This window comes from Methylocystis rosea SV97 (assembly GCF_000372845.1).
GTDB classification, from domain to species: Bacteria; Pseudomonadota; Alphaproteobacteria; order Rhizobiales; family Beijerinckiaceae; genus Methylocystis; species Methylocystis rosea.
Genome location: NZ_KB889963.1, coordinates 1,870,940 through 1,896,791 on the forward strand (window position 1 = coordinate 1,870,940; position 25,852 = coordinate 1,896,791).

The 25,852-nt window shown below is 62.1% G+C and carries 31 protein-coding genes and 2 tRNA genes; 11 read left to right on the top strand and 22 right to left on the bottom strand.

Annotation, left to right across the window (positions count from 1 at the left end; translation table 11 throughout):
- Positions 1-75 precede the first annotated feature (75 nt).
- From A3OO_RS0109735 to A3OO_RS0109745, 3 genes are all read right to left on the bottom strand, one after another.
- Complete coding sequence (locus tag A3OO_RS0109735; RefSeq protein WP_018407653.1) at positions 76-1,641, bottom strand: SulP family inorganic anion transporter; 1,566 nt, start codon at positions 1,639-1,641, stop codon at positions 76-78.
- Between the two features lie 44 nt (positions 1,642-1,685).
- A complete protein-coding gene (locus A3OO_RS0109740; protein ID WP_026222858.1) occupies positions 1,686-2,354 on the bottom strand; it encodes a carbonic anhydrase in 669 nt (222 codons plus the stop codon).
- Positions 2,355-2,443: 89 nt separating this feature from the next.
- Complete coding sequence (locus A3OO_RS0109745; protein ID WP_018407655.1) at positions 2,444-2,671, bottom strand: hypothetical protein; 228 nt, start codon at positions 2,669-2,671, stop codon at positions 2,444-2,446.
- A 120-nt stretch (positions 2,672-2,791) separates the two neighbouring features.
- On the opposite strand from A3OO_RS0109745, the gene nhaR reads away from it, so the two are divergent.
- A complete protein-coding gene (gene nhaR, locus A3OO_RS0109750; RefSeq protein WP_018407656.1) occupies positions 2,792-3,682 on the top strand; it encodes a transcriptional activator NhaR in 891 nt (296 codons plus the stop codon).
- On the opposite strand, the gene A3OO_RS0109755 is transcribed toward nhaR, so the two are convergent.
- Positions 3,679-4,755: a 5-(carboxyamino)imidazole ribonucleotide synthase gene (locus A3OO_RS0109755; protein WP_018407657.1), complete on the bottom strand. Its 1,077-nt coding sequence runs from the start codon at positions 4,753-4,755 to the stop codon at positions 3,679-3,681. The genes nhaR and A3OO_RS0109755 overlap by 4 nt on opposite strands.
- Positions 4,755-5,219, bottom strand: a complete 465-nt coding sequence (gene purE / locus A3OO_RS0109760) for a 5-(carboxyamino)imidazole ribonucleotide mutase (protein WP_018407658.1) — start codon at positions 5,217-5,219, stop codon at positions 4,755-4,757. Before purE ends, A3OO_RS0109755 begins: the two co-directional genes overlap by 1 nt.
- 191 nt (positions 5,220-5,410) lie before the next feature.
- Here purE and A3OO_RS0109765 point away from each other — a divergent pair, with 191 nt between their 5' ends.
- Positions 5,411-6,619 (top strand): cation:proton antiporter, encoded by a 1,209-nt coding sequence (locus tag A3OO_RS0109765; protein ID WP_018407659.1) that lies wholly within the window; start codon positions 5,411-5,413, stop codon positions 6,617-6,619.
- Between the two features lie 33 nt (positions 6,620-6,652).
- Here the strand turns inward: A3OO_RS0109765 and A3OO_RS0109770 are convergent, their stop codons facing one another.
- The 3 genes from A3OO_RS0109770 to A3OO_RS0109780 form a co-directional block, all read right to left on the bottom strand.
- Positions 6,653-6,868 (bottom strand): YdcH family protein, encoded by a 216-nt coding sequence (locus A3OO_RS0109770; RefSeq protein WP_018407660.1) that lies wholly within the window; start codon positions 6,866-6,868, stop codon positions 6,653-6,655.
- 102 nt (positions 6,869-6,970) lie between these two features.
- Positions 6,971-8,386 carry a protein adenylyltransferase SelO gene (locus tag A3OO_RS0109775; RefSeq protein WP_018407661.1) on the bottom strand — a complete coding sequence of 472 codons (1,416 nt, stop codon included), beginning with the start codon at positions 8,384-8,386 and terminating at the stop codon, positions 6,971-6,973.
- 108 nt (positions 8,387-8,494) lie between these two features.
- On the bottom strand, positions 8,495-8,674 hold the full coding sequence (locus A3OO_RS0109780) for a YdcH family protein (RefSeq protein ID WP_018407662.1): 180 nt from the start codon (positions 8,672-8,674) through the stop codon (positions 8,495-8,497).
- Positions 8,675-8,925: 251 nt separating this feature from the next.
- Between A3OO_RS0109780 and A3OO_RS0109785 the strand changes: the two genes are divergently transcribed.
- Positions 8,926-9,000 (top strand) — tRNA-Val (locus A3OO_RS0109785).
- Between the two features lie 119 nt (positions 9,001-9,119).
- Positions 9,120-9,563: a hypothetical protein gene (locus tag A3OO_RS0109790; protein ID WP_018407663.1), complete on the top strand. Its 444-nt coding sequence runs from the start codon at positions 9,120-9,122 to the stop codon at positions 9,561-9,563.
- 170 nt (positions 9,564-9,733) lie between these two features.
- On the opposite strand, the gene A3OO_RS22575 is transcribed toward A3OO_RS0109790, so the two are convergent.
- A complete protein-coding gene (locus A3OO_RS22575; protein ID WP_026222860.1) occupies positions 9,734-10,078 on the bottom strand; it encodes a hypothetical protein in 345 nt (114 codons plus the stop codon).
- Positions 10,079-10,090: 12 nt separating this feature from the next.
- Here A3OO_RS22575 and A3OO_RS23535 point away from each other — a divergent pair, with 12 nt between their 5' ends.
- The 3 genes from A3OO_RS23535 to A3OO_RS22580 all read left to right on the top strand — a co-directional run bounded on the left by A3OO_RS23535 (position 10,091) and on the right by A3OO_RS22580 (position 14,161).
- Positions 10,091-10,786 carry a hypothetical protein gene (locus tag A3OO_RS23535; protein WP_026222861.1) on the top strand — a complete coding sequence of 232 codons (696 nt, stop codon included), beginning with the start codon at positions 10,091-10,093 and terminating at the stop codon, positions 10,784-10,786.
- A gap of 516 nt (positions 10,787-11,302) precedes the next feature.
- On the top strand, positions 11,303-12,382 hold the full coding sequence (locus tag A3OO_RS23995; RefSeq protein ID WP_018407666.1) for a hypothetical protein: 1,080 nt from the start codon (positions 11,303-11,305) through the stop codon (positions 12,380-12,382).
- 105 nt (positions 12,383-12,487) lie between these two features.
- The gene (locus A3OO_RS22580) at positions 12,488-14,161 is read left to right on the top strand and encodes a hypothetical protein (RefSeq protein ID WP_198008781.1); all 1,674 of its coding nucleotides are present in this window, start codon (positions 12,488-12,490) and stop codon (positions 14,159-14,161) included.
- Positions 14,162-14,367: 206 nt separating this feature from the next.
- On the opposite strand, the gene A3OO_RS0109815 is transcribed toward A3OO_RS22580, so the two are convergent.
- The 12 genes from A3OO_RS0109815 to A3OO_RS0109870 form a co-directional block, all read right to left on the bottom strand.
- Positions 14,368-14,886 (bottom strand): hypothetical protein, encoded by a 519-nt coding sequence (locus A3OO_RS0109815; RefSeq protein WP_018407668.1) that lies wholly within the window; start codon positions 14,884-14,886, stop codon positions 14,368-14,370.
- A 1-nt stretch (position 14,887) separates the two neighbouring features.
- Complete coding sequence (locus A3OO_RS0109820; RefSeq protein WP_198008782.1) at positions 14,888-15,322, bottom strand: hypothetical protein; 435 nt, start codon at positions 15,320-15,322, stop codon at positions 14,888-14,890.
- Positions 15,309-15,632 carry a hypothetical protein gene (locus A3OO_RS0109825; RefSeq protein WP_018407670.1) on the bottom strand — a complete coding sequence of 108 codons (324 nt, stop codon included), beginning with the start codon at positions 15,630-15,632 and terminating at the stop codon, positions 15,309-15,311. Before A3OO_RS0109825 ends, A3OO_RS0109820 begins: the two co-directional genes overlap by 14 nt.
- 241 nt (positions 15,633-15,873) lie before the next feature.
- A complete protein-coding gene (locus A3OO_RS0109830) occupies positions 15,874-16,170 on the bottom strand; it encodes a hypothetical protein (protein WP_018407671.1) in 297 nt (98 codons plus the stop codon).
- The gene (locus tag A3OO_RS0109835; RefSeq protein WP_018407672.1) at positions 16,171-16,428 is read right to left on the bottom strand and encodes a hypothetical protein; all 258 of its coding nucleotides are present in this window, start codon (positions 16,426-16,428) and stop codon (positions 16,171-16,173) included. It abuts the gene before it with no gap.
- Positions 16,421-17,080: a hypothetical protein gene (locus A3OO_RS0109840; protein ID WP_018407673.1), complete on the bottom strand. Its 660-nt coding sequence runs from the start codon at positions 17,078-17,080 to the stop codon at positions 16,421-16,423. The genes A3OO_RS0109835 and A3OO_RS0109840 overlap by 8 nt, the downstream gene beginning before the upstream one ends.
- A 62-nt stretch (positions 17,081-17,142) precedes the next feature.
- Positions 17,143-17,337: a hypothetical protein gene (locus tag A3OO_RS0109845; RefSeq protein ID WP_018407674.1), complete on the bottom strand. Its 195-nt coding sequence runs from the start codon at positions 17,335-17,337 to the stop codon at positions 17,143-17,145.
- A 13-nt stretch (positions 17,338-17,350) separates the two neighbouring features.
- Positions 17,351-17,809 (bottom strand): single-stranded DNA-binding protein, encoded by a 459-nt coding sequence (locus tag A3OO_RS0109850; RefSeq protein ID WP_018407675.1) that lies wholly within the window; start codon positions 17,807-17,809, stop codon positions 17,351-17,353.
- A 109-nt stretch (positions 17,810-17,918) separates the two neighbouring features.
- Positions 17,919-19,055 (bottom strand): AAA family ATPase, encoded by a 1,137-nt coding sequence (locus tag A3OO_RS21445; protein WP_018407676.1) that lies wholly within the window; start codon positions 19,053-19,055, stop codon positions 17,919-17,921.
- Positions 19,052-19,747, bottom strand: coding sequence for a hypothetical protein (locus A3OO_RS24000; RefSeq protein WP_018407677.1), 696 nt, complete (start codon positions 19,745-19,747; stop codon positions 19,052-19,054). Before A3OO_RS24000 ends, A3OO_RS21445 begins: the two co-directional genes overlap by 4 nt.
- A gap of 759 nt (positions 19,748-20,506) precedes the next feature.
- Positions 20,507-20,878, bottom strand: coding sequence for a hypothetical protein (locus A3OO_RS0109865; protein WP_156824790.1), 372 nt, complete (start codon positions 20,876-20,878; stop codon positions 20,507-20,509).
- A gap of 661 nt (positions 20,879-21,539) precedes the next feature.
- Positions 21,540-22,826, bottom strand: coding sequence for a tyrosine-type recombinase/integrase (locus A3OO_RS0109870; RefSeq protein WP_018407680.1), 1,287 nt, complete (start codon positions 22,824-22,826; stop codon positions 21,540-21,542).
- A gap of 75 nt (positions 22,827-22,901) precedes the next feature.
- Here A3OO_RS0109870 and A3OO_RS23545 point away from each other — a divergent pair.
- The 3 genes from A3OO_RS23545 to A3OO_RS0109880 all read left to right on the top strand — a co-directional run bounded on the left by A3OO_RS23545 (position 22,902) and on the right by A3OO_RS0109880 (position 23,820).
- Positions 22,902-23,023: transfer RNA gene (locus tag A3OO_RS23545), tRNA-Leu, on the top strand.
- Between the two features lie 155 nt (positions 23,024-23,178).
- A complete protein-coding gene (locus tag A3OO_RS0109875) occupies positions 23,179-23,439 on the top strand; it encodes a hypothetical protein (protein WP_198008784.1) in 261 nt (86 codons plus the stop codon).
- A gap of 102 nt (positions 23,440-23,541) precedes the next feature.
- Positions 23,542-23,820: a hypothetical protein gene (locus A3OO_RS0109880; RefSeq protein ID WP_018407682.1), complete on the top strand. Its 279-nt coding sequence runs from the start codon at positions 23,542-23,544 to the stop codon at positions 23,818-23,820.
- Between the two features lie 61 nt (positions 23,821-23,881).
- Here the strand turns inward: A3OO_RS0109880 and A3OO_RS0109885 are convergent, their stop codons facing one another.
- The gene (locus tag A3OO_RS0109885) at positions 23,882-24,079 is read right to left on the bottom strand and encodes a hypothetical protein (RefSeq protein ID WP_018407683.1); all 198 of its coding nucleotides are present in this window, start codon (positions 24,077-24,079) and stop codon (positions 23,882-23,884) included.
- Positions 24,080-24,319: 240 nt separating this feature from the next.
- Between A3OO_RS0109885 and pdxR the strand changes: the two genes are divergently transcribed.
- Positions 24,320-25,843 carry a MocR-like pyridoxine biosynthesis transcription factor PdxR gene (gene pdxR / locus A3OO_RS0109890; RefSeq protein ID WP_018407684.1) on the top strand — a complete coding sequence of 508 codons (1,524 nt, stop codon included), beginning with the start codon at positions 24,320-24,322 and terminating at the stop codon, positions 25,841-25,843.
- Positions 25,844-25,852 lie beyond the last annotated feature (9 nt).

The window sequence follows — 25,852 nt, forward strand, 5'->3', positions numbered from 1 at the left end:
CGTCTCCGTGGAAATCGAGCACCCAGCGCATTGGAGCGACTCCTCTCACGCCAGTCAAACCACAGAGATGGTAGATCAGGCCGCGACTGATGTTGGCGTGGGACGCGCCCGCTCCCGGAACAGGCCGTGCAGCGCATCCCAATCGAGCACCAGTTCGCCGCCGTCGCTGCGAAGTTGCTCGTCCCAGCTCGCGAGCAGATCGAGACAGGCGTGATCGATATACTTCAGCTCGTTGAGATGCACATGGAGACGCGCGCCCCGCGGCAGGGCTTCGAAAGCGGCGGCGAGTTGCGGCAGCCGTATGAAAGTCGCGGCGCCCTCTAGGTGGATCACGGTCATGCCGTTGATCTGCTCCCTGCGGATGTTGAGATGCGAGAAGGTGTAGAGCAAGCGCGCGACCGCCAGACCGACGCCAACCGCAATGCCGGTCAATACGTCGGTCGCGACCACCGTCGCGAACGTCGCCGCGTAGATGCCGGTCTCGATACGGTCCTGACCCCAGAGAAAGCGCGCGAATCCGAGATTGATCAGATTGATCCCCGCGTAGACCAGCACTGCCGCGAGGCTCGCCACGGGGATGATGCGGAGCACGTCAGGCGCGAGGGTGATGAACAGCAGAATCCACAGGCCGTGCAGCACGGTCGAAAGTCTCGTGCGCCCCCCCGCCGTGACATTGGCCGAACTGCGCACGATGACGCCCGATATGGGCAGCACGCCAAGAATTCCGCAAAGGAAATTGCCGACGCCCTGCGCCACCAGCTCCCTGTTGTAGCGGGTTCGCGGCGTGCGTCGCTGCATCGCGTCGACGGCGGTCGCCGTCAAAAGCGATTCCGCGCTCGAAACGAACGCGAGCGACAGCGCCGCCGCCCACAGCGCGCCGTCGCCGATCCTGCCAAGGGTGTGAGTTGTCGGCAAATTCACCGCAGCCAAAAGATCGTCCGGCGCCGGGACATATTTGATGTCGAGGGCGAAGAACGCCGCGACCGCCGTCGCCAGGCCTACGCCGATAAGCGGGGCGGGGAGAAAGGACAGCCATCTCGGCGCCCAGCGGCGCCACGAGAGAATAACGGCGACGGTGAGCAGCCCGATTACGGCGGCGGATTGGTGCGCCTCCATCGTCACGCCCTTCCAGACGGCAAGCGGCAGCGACCAGAGATTGATGACGCCGCCAAACTCCTGTCCCGTCCCGGGCGGCGTATCGTCGACCATTACATGAAATTGCGACGCGAAAATCAGCAAGCCGATTCCGGCGAGCATGCCCTGAATCAGCGCGGGCGCGACCGCCCGGAACACCGGTCCGAAGCGCAGGGCGCCGGCCGCAATCTGAATCACGCCCGACATTATCACGATGAGCCCGAAGACCTCGAAGCCGAGGTCCTTAATGAACACGGCGGCCATCACTGCCGCGCCATTCGCCGCGCCGCTCACTTGCAGAGGACAGCCCGAAAGCATGCCGACGACGATGCCGCCGATGACGCCGCTGATGAGGCCGACGGCGGCGGCGTTCTCGAAGGGAAAGCCGGCGACGAGCGCGAGACCCATCGACAAGGGAAGGGCGACGAGCAGCACGACGATGGAAGCGAAGACGTCGTCTTTAATCCTCGAGAGACGAGAAGGCGCGACATCAAGTTCTAAAGACATTTTCGCATCCTTTAATGGTACAGGTTCGCGGAAGCGGCGCGAGGTCAAACCTCGACGCTGACGCGTTCTTTCTCTTCGCGCGCAGGCGCTTCCGACGGCGTCGGCGCGCGCGCGAACTGGCGCGTCGCGGGGTCATAAACAAAGACTTCGCCTGTCTCGATCTTGTAGACCCAGCCATGCAGCCTCAGTTTGTCTTGCGCGAGAGCGGAGGCGACGACAGGATGCGTGCGCAGGTTTTCGAGTTGCGCGAGCACATTCTCCTGGATGGCGACGTTGAGCTGTTCTGCCCCGGTTCTGTCCGCGTATTTTTCGTGCATGATGCGCCGTGTGGCTTCGGCGTGCGACAGCCAGTCGCTCAGCGCGGGAAAGGCTGTGGCCGGCGGCGGATCGAGCAGGCCCTTCATCGCCCCGCAATGCGAATGGCCGCAGACGATGATGTCCTTGACGCCAAGGCCGGCGATCGCGAATTCGATTGTCGCCGCTTCGCCGCCGCGTACGGCGCCGTAGGGCGGCACGAGATTGCCGGCGTTGCGCAGGATGAAAAGGTCTCCAGGCGCCGACTGGGTGAGCAGGCATGGGTCAATACGCGAATCGGCGCAGGTGATGAACAGCGTCTCCGGCGCCTGGCCTTGGGCCAGGCGTTCGAATAATTCGCGCTGGCTACCGAACACCTGCGACTGGAAGTGGTGTAGGCCTTCGATTAACCGCTGCACCTTGAACTCCTATTGCTTAGCGTGAGATCGCGCCGGTGAAGTCGCGCTCCAACCGCATGAAAACAGCCCGAGCGTCTCTGGCGGCCGCCTCAATTCAGGCCGCCGATTCCTTCATCCGCCTGCTCCGATGCGCCCAGGTCGTCGGCCGTCGGCGGTCGGCAATCCGCATCTGCGTTGCGCTTGCTCAATTGGCTAAAAAGGTCGCAGAGCAGGCAGTGTCCAGGAGCGCCGTCGATGAATTCGCGCCCGTTGGCGAATCCGGGCGACGCCAGCGCACCGGCCAAGGCCAGCGCGATGAGTGCGGAGCGATGCGCCATTGCCTGTTCTCCTTTTCGTCGAGCGCCGCCGCGACGCTGACGTCATCAAAGATGGCGCAGGGGATTGATATTGAAAATAAGGATATATAAATTAGTTACATCGATAAAAGCTATGGAACCATGGACCGTCTCAACTATCAGCATCTGTTCTACTTCTGGAACGTCGCCCGGGAGGGCGGCGTCACCCGCGCCAGCGAAAAGCTCGGATTGGCGCAGCCGACGATCAGCGGCCAGATCGCGGTTCTGGAGGAGTCGATCGGCGCGCAGCTCTTCCGCAAGGAAGGCCGCAATCTCGTGATGACCGAAACCGGACGCACGGTGTTCAATTACGCCGACGAAATATTTTCGCTGGGCCGCGAACTCGGCAGCGCCTTGAAGAACCGCGCCGGGGCGGTAAGCGTCAGGCTGAGCGTCGGCGTCTCCAACGCCCTGCCGAAACTCCTCGTCTATCGTCTGCTCGAACCCGCTCTCGCCGCGCATAATCAAGTCGTCTGTCATGAGGATAAGACCGAGCGCCTCCTGGCCGAACTGCCAGTGCACGGAGTCGATCTCGTGTTTTCAGACTGGCCTGCGACAGGCGCCGCGGATGCGCGGATCTACAATCATCCGATCGGCGAATGCGGGGTGGCTGCATTTGCGACGCTCGAACTGCAGCAGCGCTATCGGAAGAATTTCCCGCGTTGCCTTGACGGCGCGCCGCTCTTGCTGCCGACGACGAACACGGCGTTGCGCCGTTCGCTCGACCAATGGCTGGACGCCAACAGTCTCTTTCCGAAGATCGTCGCGGAAGTCGAGGACAGCGCCCTGCTCAAGACATTCGGGGCGGGGGGCGCCGGCGTCTTCATGGCGCCGACCGCCGTTCGCGCTCAGGTCGAGGAGCAATATGGCGTCAGATATATCGCGACGCTGGACGGCGTCACTGAGCGATTCTATGCGATCACCGCGCAGAGAAAAATCAAGCACGCGGGAGTCGCAGCCATCCTCGAGAGCGCCCGGGACTGGCTGATCTAATCGTTGAATACGCGCGTCACATGACCCATTTTGCGGCCCGCGCGCGTCTCTTTTTTTCCGTAAAGATGCAGACAGGCGCCGTCTTCACGCGCCAGCTCCGGCCATGCGTCGACGTCGTCGCCAATCAGATTGCGCATCTCGACGCGGCGACCGTGCCGGCGCGTGGCGCCGAGCGGCCAGCCGGCGACCGCGCGCATATGCTGCTCGAATTGCGAGGTCAACGCGCCGTCGAGCGTCCAATGTCCGGAGTTATGCACGCGCGGCGCAATTTCATTCACGATCAAGGTTTCGCGGCCGCCATCGCGGACGACAAACAATTCGACCGCGATCACGCCGACGTAATCGGCGGCCTCGGCGAGGCGCCGAGCGATGTCGATCGCCTGTGTCGCCGTTTCGTCGGCGATCTCGGCGGGCGCCAAGGTCATCGCCAGAATGTGATGCTCGTGGAGGTTTTCCGAGACGTCATAGGCGCGAAATTCGCCGTGCAATCCACGCGCGGCGACAACCGACACTTCTTTCTCGAACGGCACGACGCTCTCCAGAATGCATGCCGCGCCGCCAAGCGTGCGAAAGGCGACCGCGAGGTCGCCGCCGTCGCGCAACTGAGTCTGACCTTTGCCGTCGTAGCCAAGGCGCCGCGTCTTCAGGATCGAGTTGCGGCCGAGCTGCGCGACGGCGCGCGCAAGCGCGCCCGCGTTGTCAACCGGGACAAAGTCGGCCGTCGCGATTCCGAGGCTTTGCACGAACTGCTTTTCGACGAGCCTGTCCTGGGTGAGCGCCAGCGCCTTCGGATTGGGCCGCACCGGCCGATGCGCCTCGAGCACGTGCGCCGTGCGGGCGGGCACGTTCTCGAATTCGTAAGTCACGACGTCGACAGATTCGGCGAAGGCGGCGAGAGCGGCTTCGTCGTCAAAGCCGGCTTGCGTACGGGCGGCGCACACGTCGAAGGCCGGATCGTCGGACACTGGAGAGAAGACATGCGCCTTCAGTCCGAGCCGCGCGCCCGCCAGCGCCAGCATGCGGGCGAGCTGGCCGCCGCCAAGAATGCCAATCGTCGCGCCCGGCGCGAGCATCAAGCGCCGTCGCGCGGCGTCGCCGCTACATTGTCCGTCTGACGCGCGCGATAGTCGGCGAGTCGCGCGGCGAGCGCCTTGTCGGCGAGGGCAAGAATTGCGGCGGCGAGCAGCGCGGCGTTGATCGCCCCGGCCTTGCCGATGGCGAGGGTTCCCACAGGCACGCCGCCCGGCATCTGCACGATCGAGAGCAGCGAATCGAGGCCCTTCAGCGCTTCCGATTCGACGGGCACGCCGAGGACCGGCAGCCGCGTCATCGCGGCTGTCATGCCCGGCAGATGCGCGGCGCCGCCGGCTCCGGCGATGATGACCTGGAAGCCTTCCGATTCGGCGCCCTTCGCGAACGCCGCCAGTCGATCGGGCGTGCGATGGGCCGAAACGATGCGCGCGTCGTGGCCGATATCGAGCGCCGCGAGAGTTTCCACCGCGTGGCGCATCGTCGCCCAGTCGGATTGCGACCCCATGATGACGGCGACAGGCGGTTTCGACTTCCCCACTCTGCATTCCTTTACGAAGGGAAGCCATGCGGCATAGACGATGGCTTCTCGATAGGCAAGCGCGCGATCTGTGTCGATCGGGGGCCGATTTCGCTTCGCGAGAGTGCGGCGCCCGCGCTAAGACTCCACAGCATTCTCTCTATCGGCGTGGACGAATTATGGACGAAAGCCTGAGGCAAGCGGTCGCGGTGCTGGCGGTGGCGATGATCGTGGCGATCGCCGCCCGACAAATCAGACTGCCCTATACCGTCGGGCTGGTCATCGTCGGCGCCGTCGTCGCGTTGTCGGGCGCCGACTTCGCGCCGCATCTCACGCATGATCTGATCTTCGATTTGATCTTGCCGCCGCTGCTGTTTGAGGCGGCGCTGACTCTGTCCTGGCGCGAACTGGTTCGCGACTCGCTGCCTTTGCTGGCGCTCGCCGGACTTGGAACGCTGGCGTCCGCGGCTTTCGTCGCCACGTCGATGACCACGCTGCTGGGATGGCCTTTATTTTCGGGGATCGTTTTCGGCGCGCTGATCGCCGCCACGGATCCGGTCGCAATCATCGCGATGTTCAAGGACAACAGGATCAAGGGCCGTATGCGGCTCCTGGTCGAAAGCGAAAGCTTGCTCAATGATGGCGCGGCGGCGGTGCTCTTCGTCATGGCGCTCGCCTATGCGCGCAGCGGCGGCGCGGATCAGACCGCCGTGGCCACCGCACTGACTCTGGGGAAAATCGTGCTGGGCGGAGTCGTCGTCGGGGCGCTGTTTGGCGGCGCCGCCATCCTCGTCTCGCTGCGCACCTCCGAACATCTGATCGAAGCGGCGCTGACGACGATCGCCGCATTCGGCTCCTTCCTCGTTGCTGAGTACTTCCATGTCTCCGGCGTGCTGGCGACGGTGACGGCTGGCCTCGTCATGGGCAATCTGGGCCTCTTGAGCGAGCAGGAAGGCGGCTACATCAGTCTCAAGGGACGCGAATTCGTTCTGTCCTTCTGGGATTTCGCGGCCTTCCTCGCCAATTCAGTGGTGTTTCTGCTGATTGGCGCGGATGTCGCCGCGATTCCATTCGGCGCCGTCGGAGCGACGCCTCTGGCTCTGGCGATCGCGACGGTTCTGGCGGCGCGCGCCGTCACCGTCTATCCGCTGAGTTCGCTGTTCTTCGCGTCACGATGGAAGATCTCGTGGCGCGAGCAGCATGTGCTGTGGTGGGGCGGGTTGCGCGGCGCCCTTGCGCTCGCTCTGGCGCTGTCGCTCTCCGACGATCTGCCGCTACGGGACGAAATCGTCGCCACCACCTTTGCAGTGGTCGGTTTCTCGATTGTGGTCCAGGGCCTGACCATGCCGCTGCTGCTCCGCGCGCTCGGCTTCCTGCCCGGACGGTAATCGGCGATCGGGGCGGCGGAAGAGGAAACCAGCTTAAGCGATGATATCGGGCGTGAGCTGGTCTTCGAGATAGGCGATGCGGTCGCGCAGCAGCAGCTTGCGTTTTTTCAGCCGCTGAATCTGCAGCTGATCGGCGACGCCGACCGCCAGCAATGCGTCGATCGCGGTCTCCAGATCGTGATGCTCCAGCCGAAGCCGTGCGACTTCAGCGCGGGTCGCGCTCATGTCGATATCGCTCGTGTCGTTCATTGACAGCCGCCGTTGAGCGCCATTGAACGCTGGGGAATCGATGGCTCTAGAGCGCAATTATCGCGCCGCAGCCATGGCGCGTTCAAGCAAATTGCTCTGTCGTCATTCATAGGCGCTCCGCATCTCCTCGATTGCAGCGATCTTGGCGTAGAGCGGCGCCCAGTCGTCGCGCTCGGCGATCGCCGCCCAAAGCGCCTCGACCTCGTCGATGAGCATCGTACAGGGCGCCGCGCCCCTGAAATAGGGGTGATCCAGGCGCGCAGTCGGCGCCGGCTCGTGTTCAGCCAAAGCGGCGCGCAGCGGCGTGAAAGCTTCCGCTTCGTAATGCGCCGCCGACGGACTGTGTTTGGCGCGCGCGGCGGACGCCATGCCGCCGCGCCAGTCGAAGAAGGTCCGTTCGAAGGGCGCCTGCGTCATTGTCAGAAAATCGACGAAGGCCTTCGCCAGCGCCGCGTCGGCTTCCTCGCCGGCCGAGGCGAGCCCGAGCCGATTGAGCAGCGCCGCGCGAAACTCCTGCTGGATACGCGTGGGAAAGGTCGCCAGAACCTTTTCGGCGGTCTTTAGCCCGATAAGGGGGATCAAACATTCGGCCAGACGGGACAGATTCCAGCCGAGCGCGCCGGGCTGACGGCCAAAGGCGTAAAGCCCGCTTTCGTCGAAATAGGCGGCGGTGAAGGTCGGGTCGTAGACGGGCGCGAAGCGCCATGGGCCATAGTCGAAGCTCTCGCCGGTGACGTTGATATTGTCGGAATTCAGCACGCCGTGAACGAAGCCAGACGCCATGTAGCCGGCGCCGAGCCGCGCGACCCGCGCTGTGACCTCTTCGAGAAAGGCGAGGGCTCTTTCCGGCGCCGGCAGATCGGCGATAGAGGGAAAATAGTGGCGGCAGACGTGGTCGAGCAGCCTCTCGATCGCCGCGGCGTCGTCATGGAACGCGAGGCGCTGAAACGTTCCAATGCGAATATGCGAATGCGACAGGCGCACCAGCACGCTAGAGCGCGTCGGCGAGGGTTCGTCGCCGCGCATCAGCGCCTCGCCCGTTTCGATCAGGCTGAAGGTCTTGGAGGTGTCGACGCCGAGCGCCTCCAGCATTTCCGTCGCCAAAATCTCGCGCACGCCGCCCTTGAGCGTCAGCCGCCCGTCGCCGCGCCGCGACCAGGGAGTCTGGCCGCTGCCCTTGGTGCCGAGATCGAGCAGACGGCCGTCTTTGGCGTCGCGCAGCTGGGCGAAGAGGAAGCCGCGACCGTCGCCGAGATCCGAGTTGTACACGCGGAACTGATGGCCGTGGTAGCGCAGCGCCAGCGGATGCGCGAACCCGCCCGGGAGCGGCGAAAAACGCCCCAAATGCTCGATCCACTCCGCATCGCTCAGCCCGTCGAGGCCGACCCGCGCCGCCCAGCGCTGATTGCGGTAGCGGAGTCGATGTTCGGGGAACGTGGCGGGTGCGACGCGGTCGAAGAAGGGCTCACCCAGACCTTCGTGTAACGTCTCGGGGCGATAAAGCTCGGTGACGGGCATAAGGACCGGGTCTCGCAAATCGCGCGCCGCGGCGCGAACGCCCAAAAAAATAAGGCGGAGATCTCTCTCCGCCCATGGCGTGAAGCAGAAAGTGAGCGAAGGGAAACGCTAATGTCGCGTTTCGCTAATCGACAATTTGGCGAGCTCGTCCTTGATCTGCAGCTTCTTGCGTTTGAGTTCCAGTATCTTCAATTCGTCCGATTGGGGATGCAGCTGTTCCTGCTCGATCTCCTTTTTGAGCGCGTCATGGCGGCGCTGGAGTTCGACGATATGGCCCTGCAAGGACATGCGAAACCTCCTTAACTTCTCTCCGCTCGACAAGCGGGAGCGGCGTTAAGTCTGCCACAAAGCGGGCGCGCCGCAAGACTCGAAATCGCCCAACGTCACAAAACTTTTGCACGCGAAGCCCACGGCCTTTACGGAACGTCAATTCTTTCCGTGGCTTGCGGTCAAGGCTGATTCCCAACGTCGCAGGCGAAGCCCGCTTGCGCGTCGCCGCGTACGTCAGTATAGACGGGCGCTCCGGCCCACGGGCCTGGGGGCGCGTAGCTCAGCGGGAGAGCACTACGTTGACATCGTAGGGGTCACAGGTTCAATCCCTGTCGCGCCCACCATAAAAATCAAAAGCTTACGAAAAGCTTCGGAAAACACCCCCTCACATTGGAAGCAGGTTGGAAGCAGGCCGCGCTTGCGATAGACTCCCGGCGCGACATGATTTGCACGCGGAGGCCTCGTGGAGCCCTACACGATCGTCCAGACGACTGCCGACCTACGCCGCGCGATTGCTGAGCGCAGACGCCAGGTCGGCCTCACGATGCTCGAACTGGACGACGCAGCGGGCACTCAATCGGGCTACGCCGCAAAGCTTCTCGGGCCGGGCCGCATGAAGAACTTCGGCCATATGTCGCTTGCGGCCCTCCTGGGCGCGTTGGGCATGAAGCTCGTCGTCGCGCTCGAAGATGCGCCGCACCTGCTCGAGGAGTCGGAGCCGATCGGCGACCTTGCCTTGTCGTCGCTCCTGGCCGTCCTGGGGTTGCGTCTCACGCTGGTTGCGGATGACGCGCTGATCCCGTCACTCACGAAGCGCCTCGCTGCCTCGCGCACTCTTCACCGCGTGGACGGCCGCCTCGACCGCAAGATTGCCGAGGCCGCCGACCAAGCCAACCTCGCAGCGTAATTCGCGCAGTCAGCGCCGCCCCCCCGGGGGCCTCTCGCGAAAGGGCCGGGGTGGGGGAAAAGTCAGTCGCCGACCCCTATCTCGTGTCTCCCCCGCGCAAGTCTCCCTCGCCGAACCCCGGCTGACATGGAAATTTTGGGCGTGTCAGGAATTTTGAGAGGCGTCCGCCACTAAATTTTTCTGGCCGCATCGCCAAAAATAAATGTTCCCTCCGATCCGTCTGACAGGGTCACCTTTCCGCCTCCGCTCATTGGTGTATCGCGAGTAGCGATCGCGATCCCTGTTCGGCCGTCGTTGCAGGTCACCGTCACCGTGATCGTGCGCGACTCATTGAGCGGGTTGTAACTGCCTGTGCAAGTCAGCCTCCCGTCCGACACGGAAAACGTGCCGCTCGCCATCGAGACTGTATTCTCTCCGCGCAGGATATGCCCATCGTGCGTAATGACGGCTACCGGGATGGTCGTAGCGCAGGCGCTTAGGATCAACGTCGAGATCAGGATCAAAAAAATTCGCATATTCAAACCTCGATGCTGGAAAGGCTGCATCATAGAACGAAGGGCGAGTCGCGCCAAGCGCAGGATAGGCTTGGCGCTCTTGCGTCTGGCGCGACTGCCGCGAGGCAGGAAGGCGTGCGATTAACTCGGGGCGGGCGGATGCAGAGATGCGCGTTAATTGCTTTGCTGGCGACATTCACAACGGAGTCTGCCGCGCTCGAGCAGCCGCGCGACATGCTCAGGATTTTCGATACGGTCTGCGTCATGACTGGGATAAATGGCGAGAAGATATCATCTGCAGTAAAGATATTTGATCGTCCTCCTGAGTGGAGATCGGCTCTCGCCACTCGCGATATTCATGATGAGTTTAGTAAATTGTTGGCTGGCGGGAGCAATAGCGCTTCATGGCTGGTGGCAAGAGTGGACAAAGCAACTAACACTCTTGACGGGATGTATTTTGTCTTCGCCGGAAAGAAAATTATCGACGGGTTTGCCAGCGACAATTGCAGCGTCGGCGCTCGAAACATCCTGCCTTCGGCGCTTAAGGCCGAAGTCGAAAAATTATACAAAGTTCAGAAGCTCCTCGAAGAGCGGCAAGGCTTTTCATTCTTCACCGCCTATTCGGTCGACTTGATTGGTCTGCCAGGAAAATATGCGATCTCAATCCAGGAGGATGTGGACGAGAACAGAGCAACCGATTTGGCTATTGTCAGCGTTTTTCAGTTCTGACGGCCGGTCGACGCGCGCGATCTCGCTGCCCAAACCTTTTCCAGCAGCCTGCGGATGGCTTCAGGCCGCCTCTGCTGGGCGGATATTGGCGCAAGTGCGGGAGCCCGCCGACGACACGCTGCGCGCCCGAGGGACCGAACGCCGGCGCCGAGGAGGCTGCAAAATTCGGCGTGAAGGCGATCGAAGCCCAGCAGCCGAAATGAATGCCGCGAAACTTAGCGTAGCTGCGCCTCGCGCCTTGCGTTCGACCTTAGACCTACGACGCAAGCTGGATACGCCAACGGCAAGGCAAAGCTGTGTTTTTTCTTGCGAGAAGACCTGACAGCGGCGGTATTACTTAGCTCGGCCTGAGCGGGAGATTTGCATCAAAATCATGCGGATATAAAGCCCTGAGCCACTATATCCAGTAATATCTCCGTTGCCTTGTGGGGCGGAAGCCGCTAGAGAATGATTCGTTGTAGGTCCGCGTTGCAGAACAGATCATGATCTTCTGGTTTTGTTCGAACGGAGCTGCCGATGGGTCACCGAGTATTCAATGGCCGACCGACTAAGATTTTCTGTGATGATGTAACAGAGTTTCTTGGTAAGACGGCAGAGCCGGAAAAACATCCAGACTTGTACCACGGCAAAATCCCAAAGGATGCCGAGTACATAATCCTTCGACATGTCAAGATCGACGGCAAGAAACGCCCTAATGGCGACATGGCCCCGTGTCCCATGTGCACACCAAATAGGTTCCTCGAAGGAGACCTTGTTTACGTGCCAGGAATGAAGGTGGCAGCAGTAATAGGAAGATGTTGCGCCGACCATGCAGTCCAGGCGGAACGGCAATTCAAGCGCGAGGAGCGGAAGTACTACGAAGAAAGCTACCTTATGGAGGCTTTCAAGTTTCTCTCATCGAAGCGTGACACGGTTCGCGCTGCTAGGTCTGTGGCAGAGCAGACCCTGACGGCTTATCGTACGTTGAGGAGAGACATGCCCGACCTGCAAGCTAGGCTCAGGGCCATCAAGGAAAAAGCGAACGCGCGGCTGGTCCTCCATGACATCATCCGCAGCGCGGAAGATGAGGAAAGCGACGGATACTACGGGCCCGCCGGCTTTCGTGGTCACGGCGACTCCGCCGCGGAAACCCGCGACGTGGACTTCGGCTTCATGACGGGCACTACCGCGGTCATGAAAAGTTACCACCCCATCAAGGAGCTTCACGACGTCGAGCGGAACATCAGCTTCCTCAATTTTGAGGGAGACGAAGCCGACGCCATCGATTTCATTGCGGAGATGACCGACGCCGAACGTCACGCGACGGTGGCGAGCCTGCAACTTGCAGATAAGAACTATGTGCGGTTTGCCGAGCGGGTGAAAGACTGTTTGGCGTTTTTCTCGCCGGAGAACATTGAGCGGCTGAACAGGTTCGGCACCAGCACCTTCAATCATCAGCCCTTCTCCGCGACCATTTCGACCGCTGGCAAACGCCGGATCGTCAAACTTAGGGACCCCCACGGCGCCTGCGTGATCATCATCAACACCGACATCCTGAATTTCGATTACTCGTGGCAGATGATCCCGTTCAAAAAACAGCGCGAGACGAGGGAGTAGCCGGGCTCGGTCAGCGCCACGCACCCGCGCAGTTCATCGATGCCACCGAAAAGTGCGCCCCCCGGTGCGTTGAAACTCGGCGCTTCCCGCTCCCTCATGCTTCGCATGAAATCGAAACTCGCCTCCCTCTTCGCCGCCGCCTTTCTCGCGGCCCTCTCCGTCTCCGCGCTCGCCCAAACGTCGACGCTGCCGATCAGCTCGCTACCGACAGCGGCGACACCGCTGATAGGGAATGAGTATTTCCCGGTTGTGCAGTCTGGGGCGACGCGAAAATCGCGCGTGGTCGATGTATTTTCTTTAGCAGACATCCCGAACATCCCGCGGCTCAACGCCAACAATGTGTGGACCGCCACCAACACTTGGGGCTCCCCTCTCGTAACCACGATCAATACAAAGGGGGAGATCACAGACGCCAGCACTATCATCGCTTCGTTGCAGCGGTTTTTCGAAGGCGATTTCTACGGCACGCCGACGATCGGCAAAGTGCATCGCTTTAACCGGGGCTTTTTCGGCGAGGCAGCGCTGTCCAGCGGCGGCGCCGGCTACGCCGGCGCCAACCCGCCCTATTCGTGGATCGAGCAATATGTGCCGCGCGCGACCTCCGTCGCCACGCTTGCCGCCGGCTCTCCTATGGGAGCGCTTGCCATCACCGGCTATGCGCGAACCAGTGATTATAGGACATGGACGGGAACGCCGACTGCCGGGGCCGAGGGCGGCGTGTTTATCGGCGTCAACGACGATGCGAACGGCATCGCAGTTGGCGTGGACGTTCGAGCCATCAGAGCCGCAAAGGGAGAAGGCATCGCAACAAACCAGTTTGATGCGATAAACCTACGTCCGACGTTCCAAACCCTTCGCCCCTATGCAGCGCTGAACACCGTATCGGCCGGTCTGATTTATCCGTTCTTGCTGACGACGGGCGTGGCTAATGGCGGGTCCGGCACGGTCACAATCTCGATTGCCTCTCCCGGCATTATCACGCATGTCGGGCATAATCGAAAAAATGACGACACGATCACATTCACGACGACAGGAGCGCTGCCGACTGGCCTGACGGCGGGAACGACCTACTACATCATCAACAAGACCGCCGATACCTATCAGGTGTCGGCGACCCCCGGCGGCGCGGCGATCAACGCGAGCGGGTCGCAGTCCGGCGTGCACACCGCTACCTACAATGTGCCGCATGAAATCACGGCGTTCGGTTTCATGGCCGGGGGCGTCGGCGCTGGGCTGCCTGCTACGGCGATCGCCCAAAAAGGCTTTGTTCTGCTCGACGGAGCCGTTGACAAGACTTATGGCCTTTCCGGCGGCGGTGTGTTCGCGGAGTTGCCGTCGCTCGCTGAAATCGCGTGGATGAAATCCGATGGGACTTCGTCGGTCAGGCTCTGGGGTGACGCGGCGTCAAATCTGCTGGTGTCGAACCAGAGTTTCTACGCGGCGGGCAACGTCACATCCCTGACAAACCTTATCGGCCGAAACATTATCTCCGCCAGCGCGGTCCCGGTCCCCTCGTCGTGCGGGACAACCCCTGCCGTTGACGCCAACTCAACCAACGTCAGCGGCAATTTCACGACAGGCACGGGGTCTCCGACCGCCTGCACGCTTACCTTCGCCAACGCCTACCCGACTGCTGCTGCCTGCACCGTCACAGCTGCCAATGCCGCTGCAGTTGGAACGACGGTGCGCGTCTCGCCTCCGGCGGCGGCCTCCTTCACCATCACGCTGGGCGCTGGCACCAGCTCGGCGAGCTTCAATTACGTCTGCTTGGGCAAGTAAGGCCGCCGGCGCTCCCATGCCCTACGGTAAACCTCTCTGTCGAGTTCCGTAAATTCGTTGAGGCGCTTAATGGTTGGCCATGGAAGGTCGGACAAATTGATCCTGCTTTCGCTGGCGTTCACCTTCGGCGCCGGGCCAGCATGAGCCATGCCGAGATTGTTGGCGATGTGCTTCACGTCTTCGTCGTCAGTCCGGCTTGCGACTGTTCAGTAGTACTGGCCGCCCCCGGAATTGGGCAAGCGCTTGAAGAGCGATCCGCCCGCGAAGAGCAGGCCTGTCACGTCTAATGCGCCCGCGTTGTCGTTGGCGGCGTTGATCGCATTCACGCCACTCAGCGCATAGAGCTGCGCCGCGTTGCGATCGGCCGTGACCTGCCGGCGGATATTGCCAGTCTGCGTCGTGCGGGCCTCGTCGGCAAGGTATTCGAAGCGGTTCTTGACCGCCCATGACGACGGCGAGCTGTCGACGGTTCCAGTTCCCGCCAGCACCGCATCGATGTTCGCCAGCGCGCCCTCGGTGCGGCGGCGCAGATAGGTGTCAGTCTCGGTCGCCTTCAACTCTCCGGCCTGCGCCGCGACCTGCGCCTGCATGGCGTCATAGAAGCGCGAGAACCCCGTGCTCTGGCCCTGCGCGCGCGCGTTCGAGGCGGCTGTGCGGCCTTGACTGTAGGAGCCGAACGCCTGCAGGCCCGTTGCAGCGAGAGAAATGCCGGAGGCGAGACCCATGTCAGGCGACTCCCTGGGGTTCGGCCAGGATCATGGCGTGCATCTGCCGCTCGGCCTCGGTGGGGAGAAGACAGTCCAGCGAAGGCAACATCGCAATGTCGAAAGGCGAAGGCTGATGGGCCTCTCCGCGTGTCGGCGACGGCTCGTGCTCGATCCAGTCGACCGCATGCGGGGGAAGCACGCCGCTGCTCTCGGTGGGGCGCAGCGCGAGCACGGCGAAGTGGGCGGGGATGACCGGCTGCAAGAGCCGCGCGAGTTCGCCGCCGCTGCGATCGGATTTGACGAAATACTGGTAGGGAATGAACGAAAGCGCGTCACGGATCGCCGGGCTGCGCAACAGGATAGCATGCAGCCCGGCGATGTCAGCGCCGACCGACGAAATGTTCAGCGCATAGAGGCTGACAGGCCGCCCGACTTCCATGTCAGAACCGGCCAAACATCGTGCCGGGGTCGCGCGAGTCTATCGGCACGCCCTGAGCGTGCCGCTCCATCGCCTCGATTGTGACGATCTGGACGGGGTGAAAGCTATCGAGGTTGAGCAACATTTGGAATTGACGCTCGTCGATCTTTGCGAAGGCTTGTTTCATAGCTTCAAGGTCAACGCCTGCGTCTTCGATCTGACGCCGGCCGACGCCGCGAGTCTCAAGCGTGCGCAAGATGCTGGCGAGAATTCCTTTCGGCTTCGACGTGCTGGCGAAGGCTTTTGTCTCGCCGCCAACAAATCGAACGTAACCACGATTTTCCATTGCTCTTTTCCTTTTACAATCGCACTGCTAGCGCATGTTCACCAAACTCGACGCTTTGAGCGCTTCCTGCGAATTGCTTCGCGTTCTTCGTCCTCGGTGGGAAGGTTACGCCGCTGCCAGTTGCGATCGACGTGTTCCTGCCAGATTTCCTCTGCCGTTTGCGGGCGGCGATATCCTTCTAGGGGAAAGACGCGCTCGCACGGCGCCCATGGTGATGGTCGGTCGGGCGGCGCGTCGGTCATTAGCTCAAGTCGCCGAAGCTCGAGACAATGGGACCGTTGTGGGAGGCTGAACTGCCCTCCGGGATGGCGGTCGATTGCTCAATCACGCAAAGCGCCGCCTGAGACGCATTCAAGAGACGGCGCAAGTTCACGGCGTTTGCGCCGCCGAGCGCCGTTGCGAGCGCATCCCAGTCGCCTTGCGTTATGCCGGCGCGCGACAAGAGTTTAGCTCGCGACTCGTTGCGCTGCGCGGCACGATAGTCCAGCGCGCTCAAAATGCCGGCCGGGCCAGCGATGGTTGCAAGAATATTCGCCATCTATTTTTCTCCCCTTCCTTGGGTGATCTGCTCTTTCAGCGCCGCGTCGTGTCGCGCCGCGGTCCATTTCGTCTCGAAATTCAGGCTGCGATGTTGCTCGCTGGCCATATCCCGGAGCGTCGTCTCAAACTTCGCGCGCTCGCTGGCCGGCAACGAGCTTACACGGCGTTCGATCTCGCGTTCGTTCGCCGTGCGTTTAGCGGGGTCGAGGTCGCCCGCATTCGGCAGGCTCTTGATGAATGCGCGCATGTCAGTCATCGGCGACCTCGTTGCTTTCCACGCGCGTGAGCATTCGCTGCTCGCGTGTCAGCGGGTGCGTGTCGATGATCGATCTGGGCTCGGCGCCGCTTTCGAGAGGCGTCTGCGGAACGTTGGCCGGCAATCTCACGACTATGCCCGCGGTAAGCTGGACGCCGACCCCCACATTGACGTTGACGGCAGGTCCGCGCGCTTCGTCGCCCATGATCGTTTGCGCCGCGGCGAGACGGACCTTTCTATCGGCCGCAGAATTCTCGCCGCGTTCGGTCATGATCTCGCCCACCGTCATCAAAGCCTGCGCTTTCATTCCTGAGCGCAATGACTGCAGCTGCAGCGCAAGTTCTTTTTGTGCGATCGGCTGCGCCATGATCCAGCGCGCGTGACGCCGGCGAATGCGCAACAGGTCGGCCGCCTCTTCGAGCTTCATCGGCTCGCCGGGTTCGAGCGGCCGTCGCGCGTCAGGGTCGAACTCGGTTGGCGCCGCTCTCGTGATTTGTGTGACGTAGTCGTGCTGGCATCCATGAATTAAATAAGAAATAAGCAATTGCGCCTTTGCGTCGAGCACGGTCAGTGGCTTCTTCTTCGACGCGCGCTGATGGCCGAGAACCTGCAGTCGGTTCCGCGGCGCTTCGGTTTCCTGCGTCTCGTTCATATCAGCTATCGGCCGGTTCTGATCCAGTCGGGCTGATCTCTACGCGCGAAGCAATTTTGGTCTCAACGCACCACGCGCGGCGCGCGTCGGGGCCGCCGATATTCCTCGGGGATTTCCAGGCCGGCGAGCTTCATCCAGCCCACGACGCCCGATATCGGCGCGCCCGTGAGTTTGGCGGCTTGTGGGATCGTGATTTTGCCGCGGCGCAGTTTCGCCAGCGCTTCGGCCTTTCGCGGGTTGGTCGCAGAGCTGATCATGTTCGGGCGCCTCTTAGAAAGGAATGTCGTCGTCGAGCGAGCGGTCGGTCTCGTGCATCCCGTGCGGGGCGTAGGGCGAGCGATGGCCGCTGACGGGTCTTGCGCTGGTCGAGCGATCGGTGCAGGCGGTTGATTTGCCGGGCGCGTCGGCGGGCTGTTTCTCGCGCTTGCGCGCGGGCTGCCGCAGGGCGAGAACTTGATCGGCGATGATAGAAAGCGAAAGTCGCGGCTCGCCGTCGTCAGGGCGATAGAGTTCGGCGCGCATGGCGCCCTGCGCTGACACGGCATCGCCGTCTGACAGGCTCATCATTTCTTCGCCAGCGCTCTCGGAAAAGATCGTCACTCGCCAGAATTGCGATGCATCGCCTTCGCGAACGCGGATCGTTGCGCTGACATAGGGTTTACCGCCGCGCGAGACTTTGCGCTCCGGCGCGCGGAATAGCGTTCCTGTGACGAGGGCGCGTGCGGTCATCGAGAATTCTCCGCAAGCAAGTCGAGAGCGCCAACGCCGGACGCGTAGGAGAGGCCGCGAAAGGTGAAAGCAAACGCTTCATGGGCGCGGCGGTTAGGGAGGCGGCGGGTCAAGGCGCGATCCTCCAAATTTTGCGTCCCGTCTCCGCGAAGCGCTTGGCGTCGAGCAGCGACTTCTTGGCTCGGAATAAATTACGCCGGCCGGTGTCGGTGATATTTCCATCGTCGTCGACTTCGAGAAAACCGCGGTCCCTCAGGTCTTCTCTCAGATCGTCCGCGTCAACTTTCCTGACAGGCTTGCCGTCAAATCCAGGGGTCGGCTTCGCGCTGTCGGCGAGACGCTCGTAAGCTTCGATGAATGCTTTATGCAAGGAGCCCTTGTCGCCGCGTGTGGAAGGTCGATTAGCAATTTCTGCATTGTCGACCGGCTCGATGAGGCACGACGTAACAGCGTCGCCTTCGTCGTCTATGCCGATCTGCACCTGCTTGAGCCGGCTTGTTATGACGAGCCCCGAGTCCATGTCTTTGGCCGCATCTATTTCGGCAATGACGTTGTTTGCCGCGTCACGTTTCACGCTAATTTGAAGATCGAGCGCCCCGCCGAGTAACGAATGTCCGCGCGGACGATCTCCGCCATGCCCGCAGTGGTGAACGATGATTACGAGGCATTTAAATTCTCGGCCTATCGCGTCTGCCGCGCGAACATAAGCGCCAAGGTCCTTGTCGTCGTTCTCCGATCCGACAAGCGATCGATTAAGGGTATCGAGCACAATCACAACCGGCGGCTCTTCTGCGACTTGCTCGCGGATCGCAGCAGCGAGATGGACATGATCGGCGACCAAGTTGAGCGGCGCCTCCATAAGATGGAATGGCGCGCTGCGCTCGCCGTTCATCTTCTCGCGGCGGTAAGCTTCAAGTCGTCGCCGAAACCCGCGCTGCCCTTCGAGGACACAATAAACGACGCCGCCTTGCTTCACTTTTCGTCCGCGGTATTCGCAACCGCGGGCGACGTGCATCGTCATATCGTGCACAAAGAAAGATTTTCCGCATTTCGGCGGACCCCAAACCACGACCAAACCGGTTTCCGGAAGCACGCCCTTAATCCGGTAGTCAGCGCTGAGGTCCGGCGTTACGTCATCGAAGTGCGTGAGCTTAAAGCGCTCGGGGCGCGACCTCCCGCTTCCGCGGCGATCGTTCGGCGCTGGCGCGTAATGCCGCTCATCGGTGATAGGGGCGAAGTCGTTCACGCGGCGGCGCTCCCGGCGAGCGGAGCAAGGATGCGGCGCGGATCGAAGAAGCCATGCAGTGCGCGCGCGATTTCGCGCCCGTGCTCGACGTCCTCGGCCGCGATATTTCCCTTCGCCGCCGCGAGCCAGCGCGGAGCGTTTGCCGAGTTGAGGATCACGGAGCCGTAGCAGTGCGCGCGGAGCCACGCTTCCGGGGTTCGGAAGACATGCAGGCCACCGCCGCCGAAATAATAGCCGTCGACTGGAGCGTGCACCCCGAGACCATCGGCGCGGCGCAGATAGGTCGCGAATTTTTCGGGGCGGTTGAGCGGCCATGCGCAAAGGTCGATCGTGTCGACGCGGTCGGCGCCGAAGCACTCGATCACGGCTGACATTACGCCGCCTCGCTCGTGGGGCTCGAGGAAATCGAACGTCCGATCCGCTGCATATTTCACGGGGGCGACGACAAGGCATCCGCACGCCGCTTCGATCGTGCGCCAGTCGGTTCCGATCTCGCGGCGATACGCGTTACCTTCGGGCGTGGGCAGCGTCGCATAGAGCGTCGCGCGGGCGCATTGCAGCAACGACGGTGCGGCGACGTTCGACGGTCCCGGCGCTAGCTTCGTTTCGTCTGTGCTGTAATTCGCGCTCGGGCCGGTCGCTTCAATCTCGCGGGAGCGACCGGCTTTCGCGGCAATGGCGGGGGCGTTCATTGTCGGCGTCCTTGGTGCCGGCGGCTGCGACTAACTCGCTACTCTCCTGCACTCGACTACGCCGTCCCGGCGGGCTCCTGACGCTCTTCTTGTGGCCTTTTCCTTGGCCTGCCACGGCGACGACCTTCGGGGCAGGGTTGGCCGCTTCCGGCCTCGCTGGTGGACGAGAAAGGTGCGCTGATCTTCGCCTCGGCCCACGCAATTAGTTCGTCGGGGTCGTAAAGAACGAACCGATCAAGTTTTCGAAAACACGGGCCGCCGCCGATCGTTCTCCACTTCGCCAGCGAGGCGACCGACCCGAAACCATAGCGCTCGCGCAAGAGCTCAACGGCCTTTTCGGGCGTGATTAGTTTCTTAGGGGCGGTCACGTCGCGTCTCCGCTTTATTGAATATACGGAGATGATACCAGGGATATAAATAAAAGCCAAAGTGGTAGAAAATATATGCGGTAAAGGGTATAAAATATACCAAAGTATTCGTCCAACGTTGCTCAACGTGCAAGAGTCAACTCAATAGGTTATGCATCGAAACGTCAGTTTTGCCAGCTGTATGTCATCTATCAAGCCGCGGCAGACTTTTGGTGTATTATTTTTACCTTTGCGACAAGGCGCTGAAATTGCGAGATGTTCGTTGTTGAGTGATTTGTTTGTGGCGTTCGATGGGCAGCCGGCGCCCCGCCAGTCTGCACAGCCCCTCGGGAAAAGGCGGCGAGACATGCTCGCGCGCCCTGTGTCAGCGTTCAGTTGCGGCCGCCGACGATCAGCGCACGTTCCTCTCGACGACGGCAAGCGCGCGACGGATCGTCTCGCTGGTCCCCACCACGACGGCGTCGGCCGGCGTCTCTCTGTCGAGGAGCGTGGCGAGGACGCGCAGCTGCGCTATGGCGCCCGCGCGCGTCGTCGGCTCCATGCCGATGACGGCGAACTCGGCGTCAAATTTAGCGCTACATGCGGCATCCGCAGCTTCGTCGTGAGTGGCGGATAACTCGGCCTCGGCTTCCGCGGCTATGTATTTAGTCGTCGCGCGCTTCATCGCGGCGATCGCCGCAAAGATCGGGTCCGCGCCGGACGGACCGGCGCGCCGCGGGGATGCTTGCGCGCACGCAATTCGGGTATGTTGAGCATTAGCCATGGTTCGGTCTCCGAAACGAGCTGTGGATAAGCCGGGCTCGGCGCTGCAACGTCTAGCCCGGCTGCATCTTCATAGCAGCGCTTGCGTTTGATGTAAATAACTGATTTTAAAGAAGAAAACGAGTATGAAATCTACCCATACGGCGGATTGGGCGGCTAGATTTTCTACCCAAGATCGCGCTTTTGCTGTCAGCGCGATGACGTTCCGCAAGTCGTTCTTTCACACGGCCGATCCTACGCGCGCGCGAGGAACAAGTCCGCCGGGCAGATGGCGCATGTCCGTTCGAGCGTCGCGAAGGTGGTGGGGCGGGGCGGGGAACGGGGCGCATGGTGGTGCCTCAGAGAGGCGAGAATGATGGCCGGATTTCTCAACCGCGTTTCGTGCCGCGTTTCACGTTTCACCCCTTAAGGGGGGTGAATGAAACGTGACGCGGCGTTTCACCCTGCGTTTCACCGCGTTTCATTGAAACGTAGTGTAAAAACAATGTTTTAGATGGCTCGCGTTTCAATCCGCGTTTCATTTTTCCGACTAATCGGCGAGAAAAGTGAAACGTGACGCAAAAACAATATGTTAGCGCGCCAGCGTTTCATCTGCGTTTCAAGTGGCCTGCCAGCGAGAGTGGTGAAACGCGGTTGTGAAACGCGGTTGTAGCGAAGGGTTCTCAACCATCTGTTGCAATTCCCAGCGGGTGTAGCGCGACCACTTTTCCGCCGGTCCGGTCGATCGCGTTGGCAATCGTCTGCGCGACCCTGGTTGCCGCGGCGACAAGCGCCGCGTCTGGCCGGCGCACATAGGATCGTTGCGTCACTCCGCGCTTCGCGTGCCCAAGCAGCTCGCCGACCGTCGCGTCGCCGTAGCCCGCCTCGTCCGCCGACGTCGCGAACGTCCGGCGCAGTGCCTGCGATCGCGCGTCGGTCAGCTTTGCGGCGTCGAAGATCGCCGCGAGCTGCTTCTTCAGGTCCGCGTAGGTCTTGCCCGATCGGCTCGGGAATACGAATTCGTCGCTGAGGCGGGGCAGGGAGCGCAGATGCTCGATCGCCGCCTTGCCGATCGCGCGCGTTGAGCGGCCGGTCTTGGTCTGCGCCAAGCGAAGGCACGAGCCCTCGAAGTCCACTTCGCTCCATCGTAGGCCGCAAGCTTCGTCGCGCCGCAGGCCGGTGAGCGCTATCAGGCGCAACGCGCCCACAGCGAGAGGCGCGGCTTCTCTGGCGCGTTCCATCGCCTCGCCGAGCGCGCCAAGCTCATGGATCGAAAGAACGCGCTCCTGGGCCTCGCCGCGGGCCTTGTCGACGCCGCGCGCCGGGTTCTGTCCCGACACCAATCCGCGCTTCTCGGCCCACGTCCAGACGCCGCCTAACAGTTCCACGACGCGCGCGGCGGTTCCCGGGCCCCCGGTGACGCGCGCGACGCCGCGGGCTCGCGTCCTGACATGAGTCGCCGTTTTGCCGGCGGCGATGGCGTCGGCCATGCGCTGAATGTCAGCGCGTGTCAGCTCGCCGGCTGGCTTCTTGCCGATGAGCGGGACGATGTGACGTGAGACGCGGCCTTCGTCGATCGCGACTGTCGCGGCGCGCTTCGATCGGCCGAAGCGCGTCGTGACGTGCCCATGGCGCGCGGCCTGGAGATATTGCTCGCACAGCTCGGCGACGGTCATCGGCCGGCTGGCTTCACGGGCTGCGCGCCGCTCTTCGGACGGATCGCGGCCGTGGGCCACATCGGCGAGCCGAAGCCGGGCGACTTTGCGCGCTTCGTCTGGCGCGATGGCGCCAACACTGGCGAGCGTCAGCCGGCGGGTCGCACCCGCGGCGGTCCGATACTGCACGACATAGGTCATCCGTCCTGACGCCATGAGGCGGACGCCAAAGCCGGAAAGGTCGCTATCCCAAACGAAGGAATTCTTGCCGGCTGGGTCGAGCGCGTCGACGACCGTCTTGGTGAGCCTGGGCATGGGCGGGGCCGATCTTGGAAGCAGGTTGGAAGCAGAATGCGGAAAATCCGGGTAAACTCGATACATGAACGTAAGGGGGAATATCTCATAAATCAGTTGCTTGGTAAAGTCATGGAAGCAGGATAAACCCAGATAATCTCTAATCAACTACGTTGACATCGTAGGGGTCACAGGTTCAATCCCTGTCGCGCCCACCATCCAAGCGGCCTATTTCGGTTCGCCATCGCCACAAAGCCTGGAAAAAAGCGTGCGTCACCCCGACGTGGCGCGCAAAACTGTAGCTGGTCGCTTGCCCCAGCATATCCGCGCGCCATCTGGCGTCTTGCTTCGGTTGAAGATGCAGGGCCGGCATATGTTGAAGTATCAACTCCTCATCCTGCTTGGCCTCACCTTTGCCGCCGGCGAGGCTCAGTCGAAAGATCAAGCAAAGGCGCTCAAAAAGTGCTTGCCGATCCTTCGCACGCCAGGGGGCGCCCCGACGCGCCCTTACGGTCAGATCCCTTACTCGGTCTGGTACTACGTCCTTTATCAGCCGTTCTGCGATGGCAAATCCGCGAAGAAATGCATTTGGGCGTGTGGAAAGGAGCCCGCTCAGGTCGGCGGCGCTGAATAAATGCTCGCGGCTAAGGCGCGTTCGCCCTGTCGATTGCCTCGGTCCATTGCGGCGTCCATAGCTGCTCCCGTTCGCCCTGACCGGGCGAAAGCGGAGGAGACCATGGACCTGCCTGCGATTGACCCGCTGATCGGAATTGGCGTCGCCGTCTCGACCGCCATCACCGATGCGGTCTATGTGTTCTTCAACGCCGCCGTGTCGGAGCGTCGGCGCGTCGCGGCCGCGAGCTGGAGCAGCATCTGGTATCTGCTCTCGGCCTTTGCGGTGATCAGCTATACGTCAAACTGGGCCTATGTGGCGTTCGCGGCGGTGGGCGCCTGGGTCGGCGGCTTCCTGTCCATCACCGTGCTGAATCGCCTCGTGCCCCTGCGCAAACCATAGGAATTCAGCGCAAAAAAAAACGCCGCTCGCGCGGCGCAGAGGAGCAAATCTGTCCGCGCGCTCAGTCGCGAACGATCTGATTGCGATCCTGGATCAGCAGGGGCAGGCGCTTGGCCGAGGCGCTGGCGACGCTCATCTCCTGCCTGCTGTGGGCGACCCCGCGCGCCTTTTGCTCATGACTGCTGTTGGTCGCAAGACCTAACGCCAAAAAGCCAACCCAAAACGCCACGGGCACGAAGCGCGACTTCGAAAACGGCATTTTGGTCTCCCTTTGCTCAGGCGCTTCTAACTGGGACGAACGCAGCTTTCCCCAATGTGCGTCCAAGTAAAAGCGCCAGGAGCAAGCAACCTGATGGCGCCAGATCGAAACGGTTCTCCTCTCTGGCTGGCGTGCTAGTTAGCAATGGGCTCGAAAGTTGGCGCCAATGCTTACGTTCCCTGTGGACCTATGCGCGCGGGTTAGAAGCGCATTAGCTTCCGCCCAGGGGAGATTGCAGCGATGACCTTAACGACCACGGATCGTCCAGCGCCCATCGTCAAGAGCGGGCATGTGCAACTGTCGATCATTCTGGCTGAGTCAGACAAGAACACTCTGCAGAACCAGATCTTCGATCAGATCCGCTCGATGATTCTCAACGGTCAGCTCAAATGCGACGATCCGATGCCGACCACGCGCGAGCTGAGCAGCCAACTTGGCGTCTCACGCAATACGGCCGTGCTGGCCTATGAGCGGCTGATCGCCGAAGGATACATTCGCACGAAGCCCTATGTGGGCACCTTCGTTTCGCCGGATCTGCCGGACACAGCGTTTCTGTCGGCCGATCACCGCGCGCCGCAGAAGGAAGAGCAGGGCGCCGCGATTGACGTTCCACCGCCCTGCGGTGTTTTGCGCACTCATCGCCTCGCCGACCCAGAGCGTCGTCGTCTCGCCGCCGATTTCTGGGTGGGCCGGCCGGACGCGCGATCCTTTCCGCTCAAGGCCTGGTCGCATCACATCAAGAATCGGCTGAAGGCGGTCGGCTCCAATCTCACGAGCTACAATGACGCCGCAGGATTGATGGAGCTGCGGCGCGCCGTCGCCAAACATCTTGCGCCGGCGCGCGGCGTCGTCGCCGATCCGGAGCAGATCGTCATTGTCGGCGGCTGCCAGGACGGCTTCAATCTCGTCGGCCGGCTGCTCGTGACCCCGGGGTCAACCGCAGTGGTCGAATCGCCCTGCTATCAGGGCGCGGCCTTCGTGCTCGAAAGCCTTGGGGCGACGCTTTATCCAGTGCCCGTGGACCAGGACGGACTCGACGTGTCGCGGCTGCCGAAAACCAGGGGCGCCGTCGCCTATGTGACGCCGTCGCACCAATATCCGATCGGCGTGACCATGAGCCTGCAGCGGCGGCTCGAGCTTCTCGCCTGGGCGACGCAGTACGACGCCTACATTATGGAAGACGACTATGACAGCGACTTCCGTTTTGTCGGTTCGCCGCTGACGGCGCTGAAGGGGCTCGATCGCAACGAGCGCGTCATCTATCTCGGCACCTTTTCCAAGTGCATGGGACCCGGCCTGCGGCTCGGCTATGTCGTGCTGCCCCGCCGTCTCGCCGAAGCCGGGCGGCGCATGAAAATGTTGATGAACAACGGCCAAAGCTGGCTCGAACAGGCGGCGATGGCGGATTTCATGTCGAGCGGCGAGTTCGGGCGCCATTTGCGGCGCATTCGCCAGCTCTATCGCGATCGGCGCGACGCGCTGCTGGGCGCGCTGCGGAATCATTTCGGCGACTGCGAGATCTATGGCGACCAGGCCGGCATGCATCTCGTGTGGAAGCTGCCGGACGGTTTTCCGGACGCCGCCGAGGTGGAGAAAAGAGGCCTTGCCGCCGGCGTTGGCGTCTGTTCGCTGGCGACGGGCTCGGCGCTGCGCTTTGACGACATCAATGGCGGCGATCGGCTGCTGATGCTCGGCTTCGTCGCGCTTACCGAAAAAGAGATCGAGACCGGGATCGCCCGGCTGGCGCAGGCGCTGAAAGCGTAGCGCTTAACG

What these genes read in the sequence shown, in the direction of transcription:
- A3OO_RS0109835 (WP_018407672.1), bottom strand. Translation starts at nt 16,428, where the DNA reads ATGACTGACATGCGCGCATTCATCAAGAGCCTGCCGAATGCGGGCGAC.
- A3OO_RS22580 (WP_198008781.1), top strand. Translation starts at nt 12,488, where the DNA reads ATGAAATCGAAACTCGCCTCCCTCTTCGCCGCCGCCTTTCTCGCGGCC.
- A3OO_RS24000 (WP_018407677.1), bottom strand. Translation starts at nt 19,747, where the DNA reads ATGAACGCCCCCGCCATTGCCGCGAAAGCCGGTCGCTCCCGCGAGATT.
- A3OO_RS0109745 (WP_018407655.1), bottom strand. Translation starts at nt 2,671, where the DNA reads ATGGCGCATCGCTCCGCACTCATCGCGCTGGCCTTGGCCGGTGCGCTG.
- A3OO_RS0109815 (WP_018407668.1), bottom strand. Translation starts at nt 14,886, where the DNA reads ATGGGTCTCGCCTCCGGCATTTCTCTCGCTGCAACGGGCCTGCAGGCG.
- A3OO_RS0109775 (WP_018407661.1), bottom strand. Translation starts at nt 8,386, where the DNA reads ATGCCCGTCACCGAGCTTTATCGCCCCGAGACGTTACACGAAGGTCTG.
- A3OO_RS0109755 (WP_018407657.1), bottom strand. Translation starts at nt 4,755, where the DNA reads ATGCTCGCGCCGGGCGCGACGATTGGCATTCTTGGCGGCGGCCAGCTC.
- pdxR (WP_018407684.1), top strand. Translation starts at nt 24,320, where the DNA reads ATGACCTTAACGACCACGGATCGTCCAGCGCCCATCGTCAAGAGCGGG.
- A3OO_RS0109840 (WP_018407673.1), bottom strand. Translation starts at nt 17,080, where the DNA reads ATGAACGAGACGCAGGAAACCGAAGCGCCGCGGAACCGACTGCAGGTT.
- nhaR (WP_018407656.1), top strand. Translation starts at nt 2,792, where the DNA reads ATGGACCGTCTCAACTATCAGCATCTGTTCTACTTCTGGAACGTCGCC.
- A3OO_RS0109830 (WP_018407671.1), bottom strand. Translation starts at nt 16,170, where the DNA reads ATGGCGAATATTCTTGCAACCATCGCTGGCCCGGCCGGCATTTTGAGC.
- A3OO_RS0109880 (WP_018407682.1), top strand. Translation starts at nt 23,542, where the DNA reads ATGGACCTGCCTGCGATTGACCCGCTGATCGGAATTGGCGTCGCCGTC.
- A3OO_RS0109770 (WP_018407660.1), bottom strand. Translation starts at nt 6,868, where the DNA reads ATGAACGACACGAGCGATATCGACATGAGCGCGACCCGCGCTGAAGTC.
- A3OO_RS0109825 (WP_018407670.1), bottom strand. Translation starts at nt 15,632, where the DNA reads ATGGAAAATCGTGGTTACGTTCGATTTGTTGGCGGCGAGACAAAAGCC.
- A3OO_RS0109780 (WP_018407662.1), bottom strand. Translation starts at nt 8,674, where the DNA reads ATGTCCTTGCAGGGCCATATCGTCGAACTCCAGCGCCGCCATGACGCG.
- A3OO_RS23995 (WP_018407666.1), top strand. Translation starts at nt 11,303, where the DNA reads ATGGGTCACCGAGTATTCAATGGCCGACCGACTAAGATTTTCTGTGAT.
- A3OO_RS0109765 (WP_018407659.1), top strand. Translation starts at nt 5,411, where the DNA reads ATGGACGAAAGCCTGAGGCAAGCGGTCGCGGTGCTGGCGGTGGCGATG.
- A3OO_RS22575 (WP_026222860.1), bottom strand. Translation starts at nt 10,078, where the DNA reads ATGCGAATTTTTTTGATCCTGATCTCGACGTTGATCCTAAGCGCCTGC.
- A3OO_RS0109865 (WP_156824790.1), bottom strand. Translation starts at nt 20,878, where the DNA reads ATGGCTAATGCTCAACATACCCGAATTGCGTGCGCGCAAGCATCCCCG.
- purE (WP_018407658.1), bottom strand. Translation starts at nt 5,219, where the DNA reads ATGGGGTCGCAATCCGACTGGGCGACGATGCGCCACGCGGTGGAAACT.
- A3OO_RS0109850 (WP_018407675.1), bottom strand. Translation starts at nt 17,809, where the DNA reads ATGACCGCACGCGCCCTCGTCACAGGAACGCTATTCCGCGCGCCGGAG.
- A3OO_RS0109735 (WP_018407653.1), bottom strand. Translation starts at nt 1,641, where the DNA reads ATGTCTTTAGAACTTGATGTCGCGCCTTCTCGTCTCTCGAGGATTAAA.
- A3OO_RS0109885 (WP_018407683.1), bottom strand. Translation starts at nt 24,079, where the DNA reads ATGCCGTTTTCGAAGTCGCGCTTCGTGCCCGTGGCGTTTTGGGTTGGC.
- A3OO_RS0109870 (WP_018407680.1), bottom strand. Translation starts at nt 22,826, where the DNA reads ATGCCCAGGCTCACCAAGACGGTCGTCGACGCGCTCGACCCAGCCGGC.
- A3OO_RS0109845 (WP_018407674.1), bottom strand. Translation starts at nt 17,337, where the DNA reads ATGATCAGCTCTGCGACCAACCCGCGAAAGGCCGAAGCGCTGGCGAAA.
- A3OO_RS23535 (WP_026222861.1), top strand. Translation starts at nt 10,091, where the DNA reads ATGCTGGAAAGGCTGCATCATAGAACGAAGGGCGAGTCGCGCCAAGCG.
- A3OO_RS0109875 (WP_198008784.1), top strand. Translation starts at nt 23,179, where the DNA reads ATGTTGAAGTATCAACTCCTCATCCTGCTTGGCCTCACCTTTGCCGCC.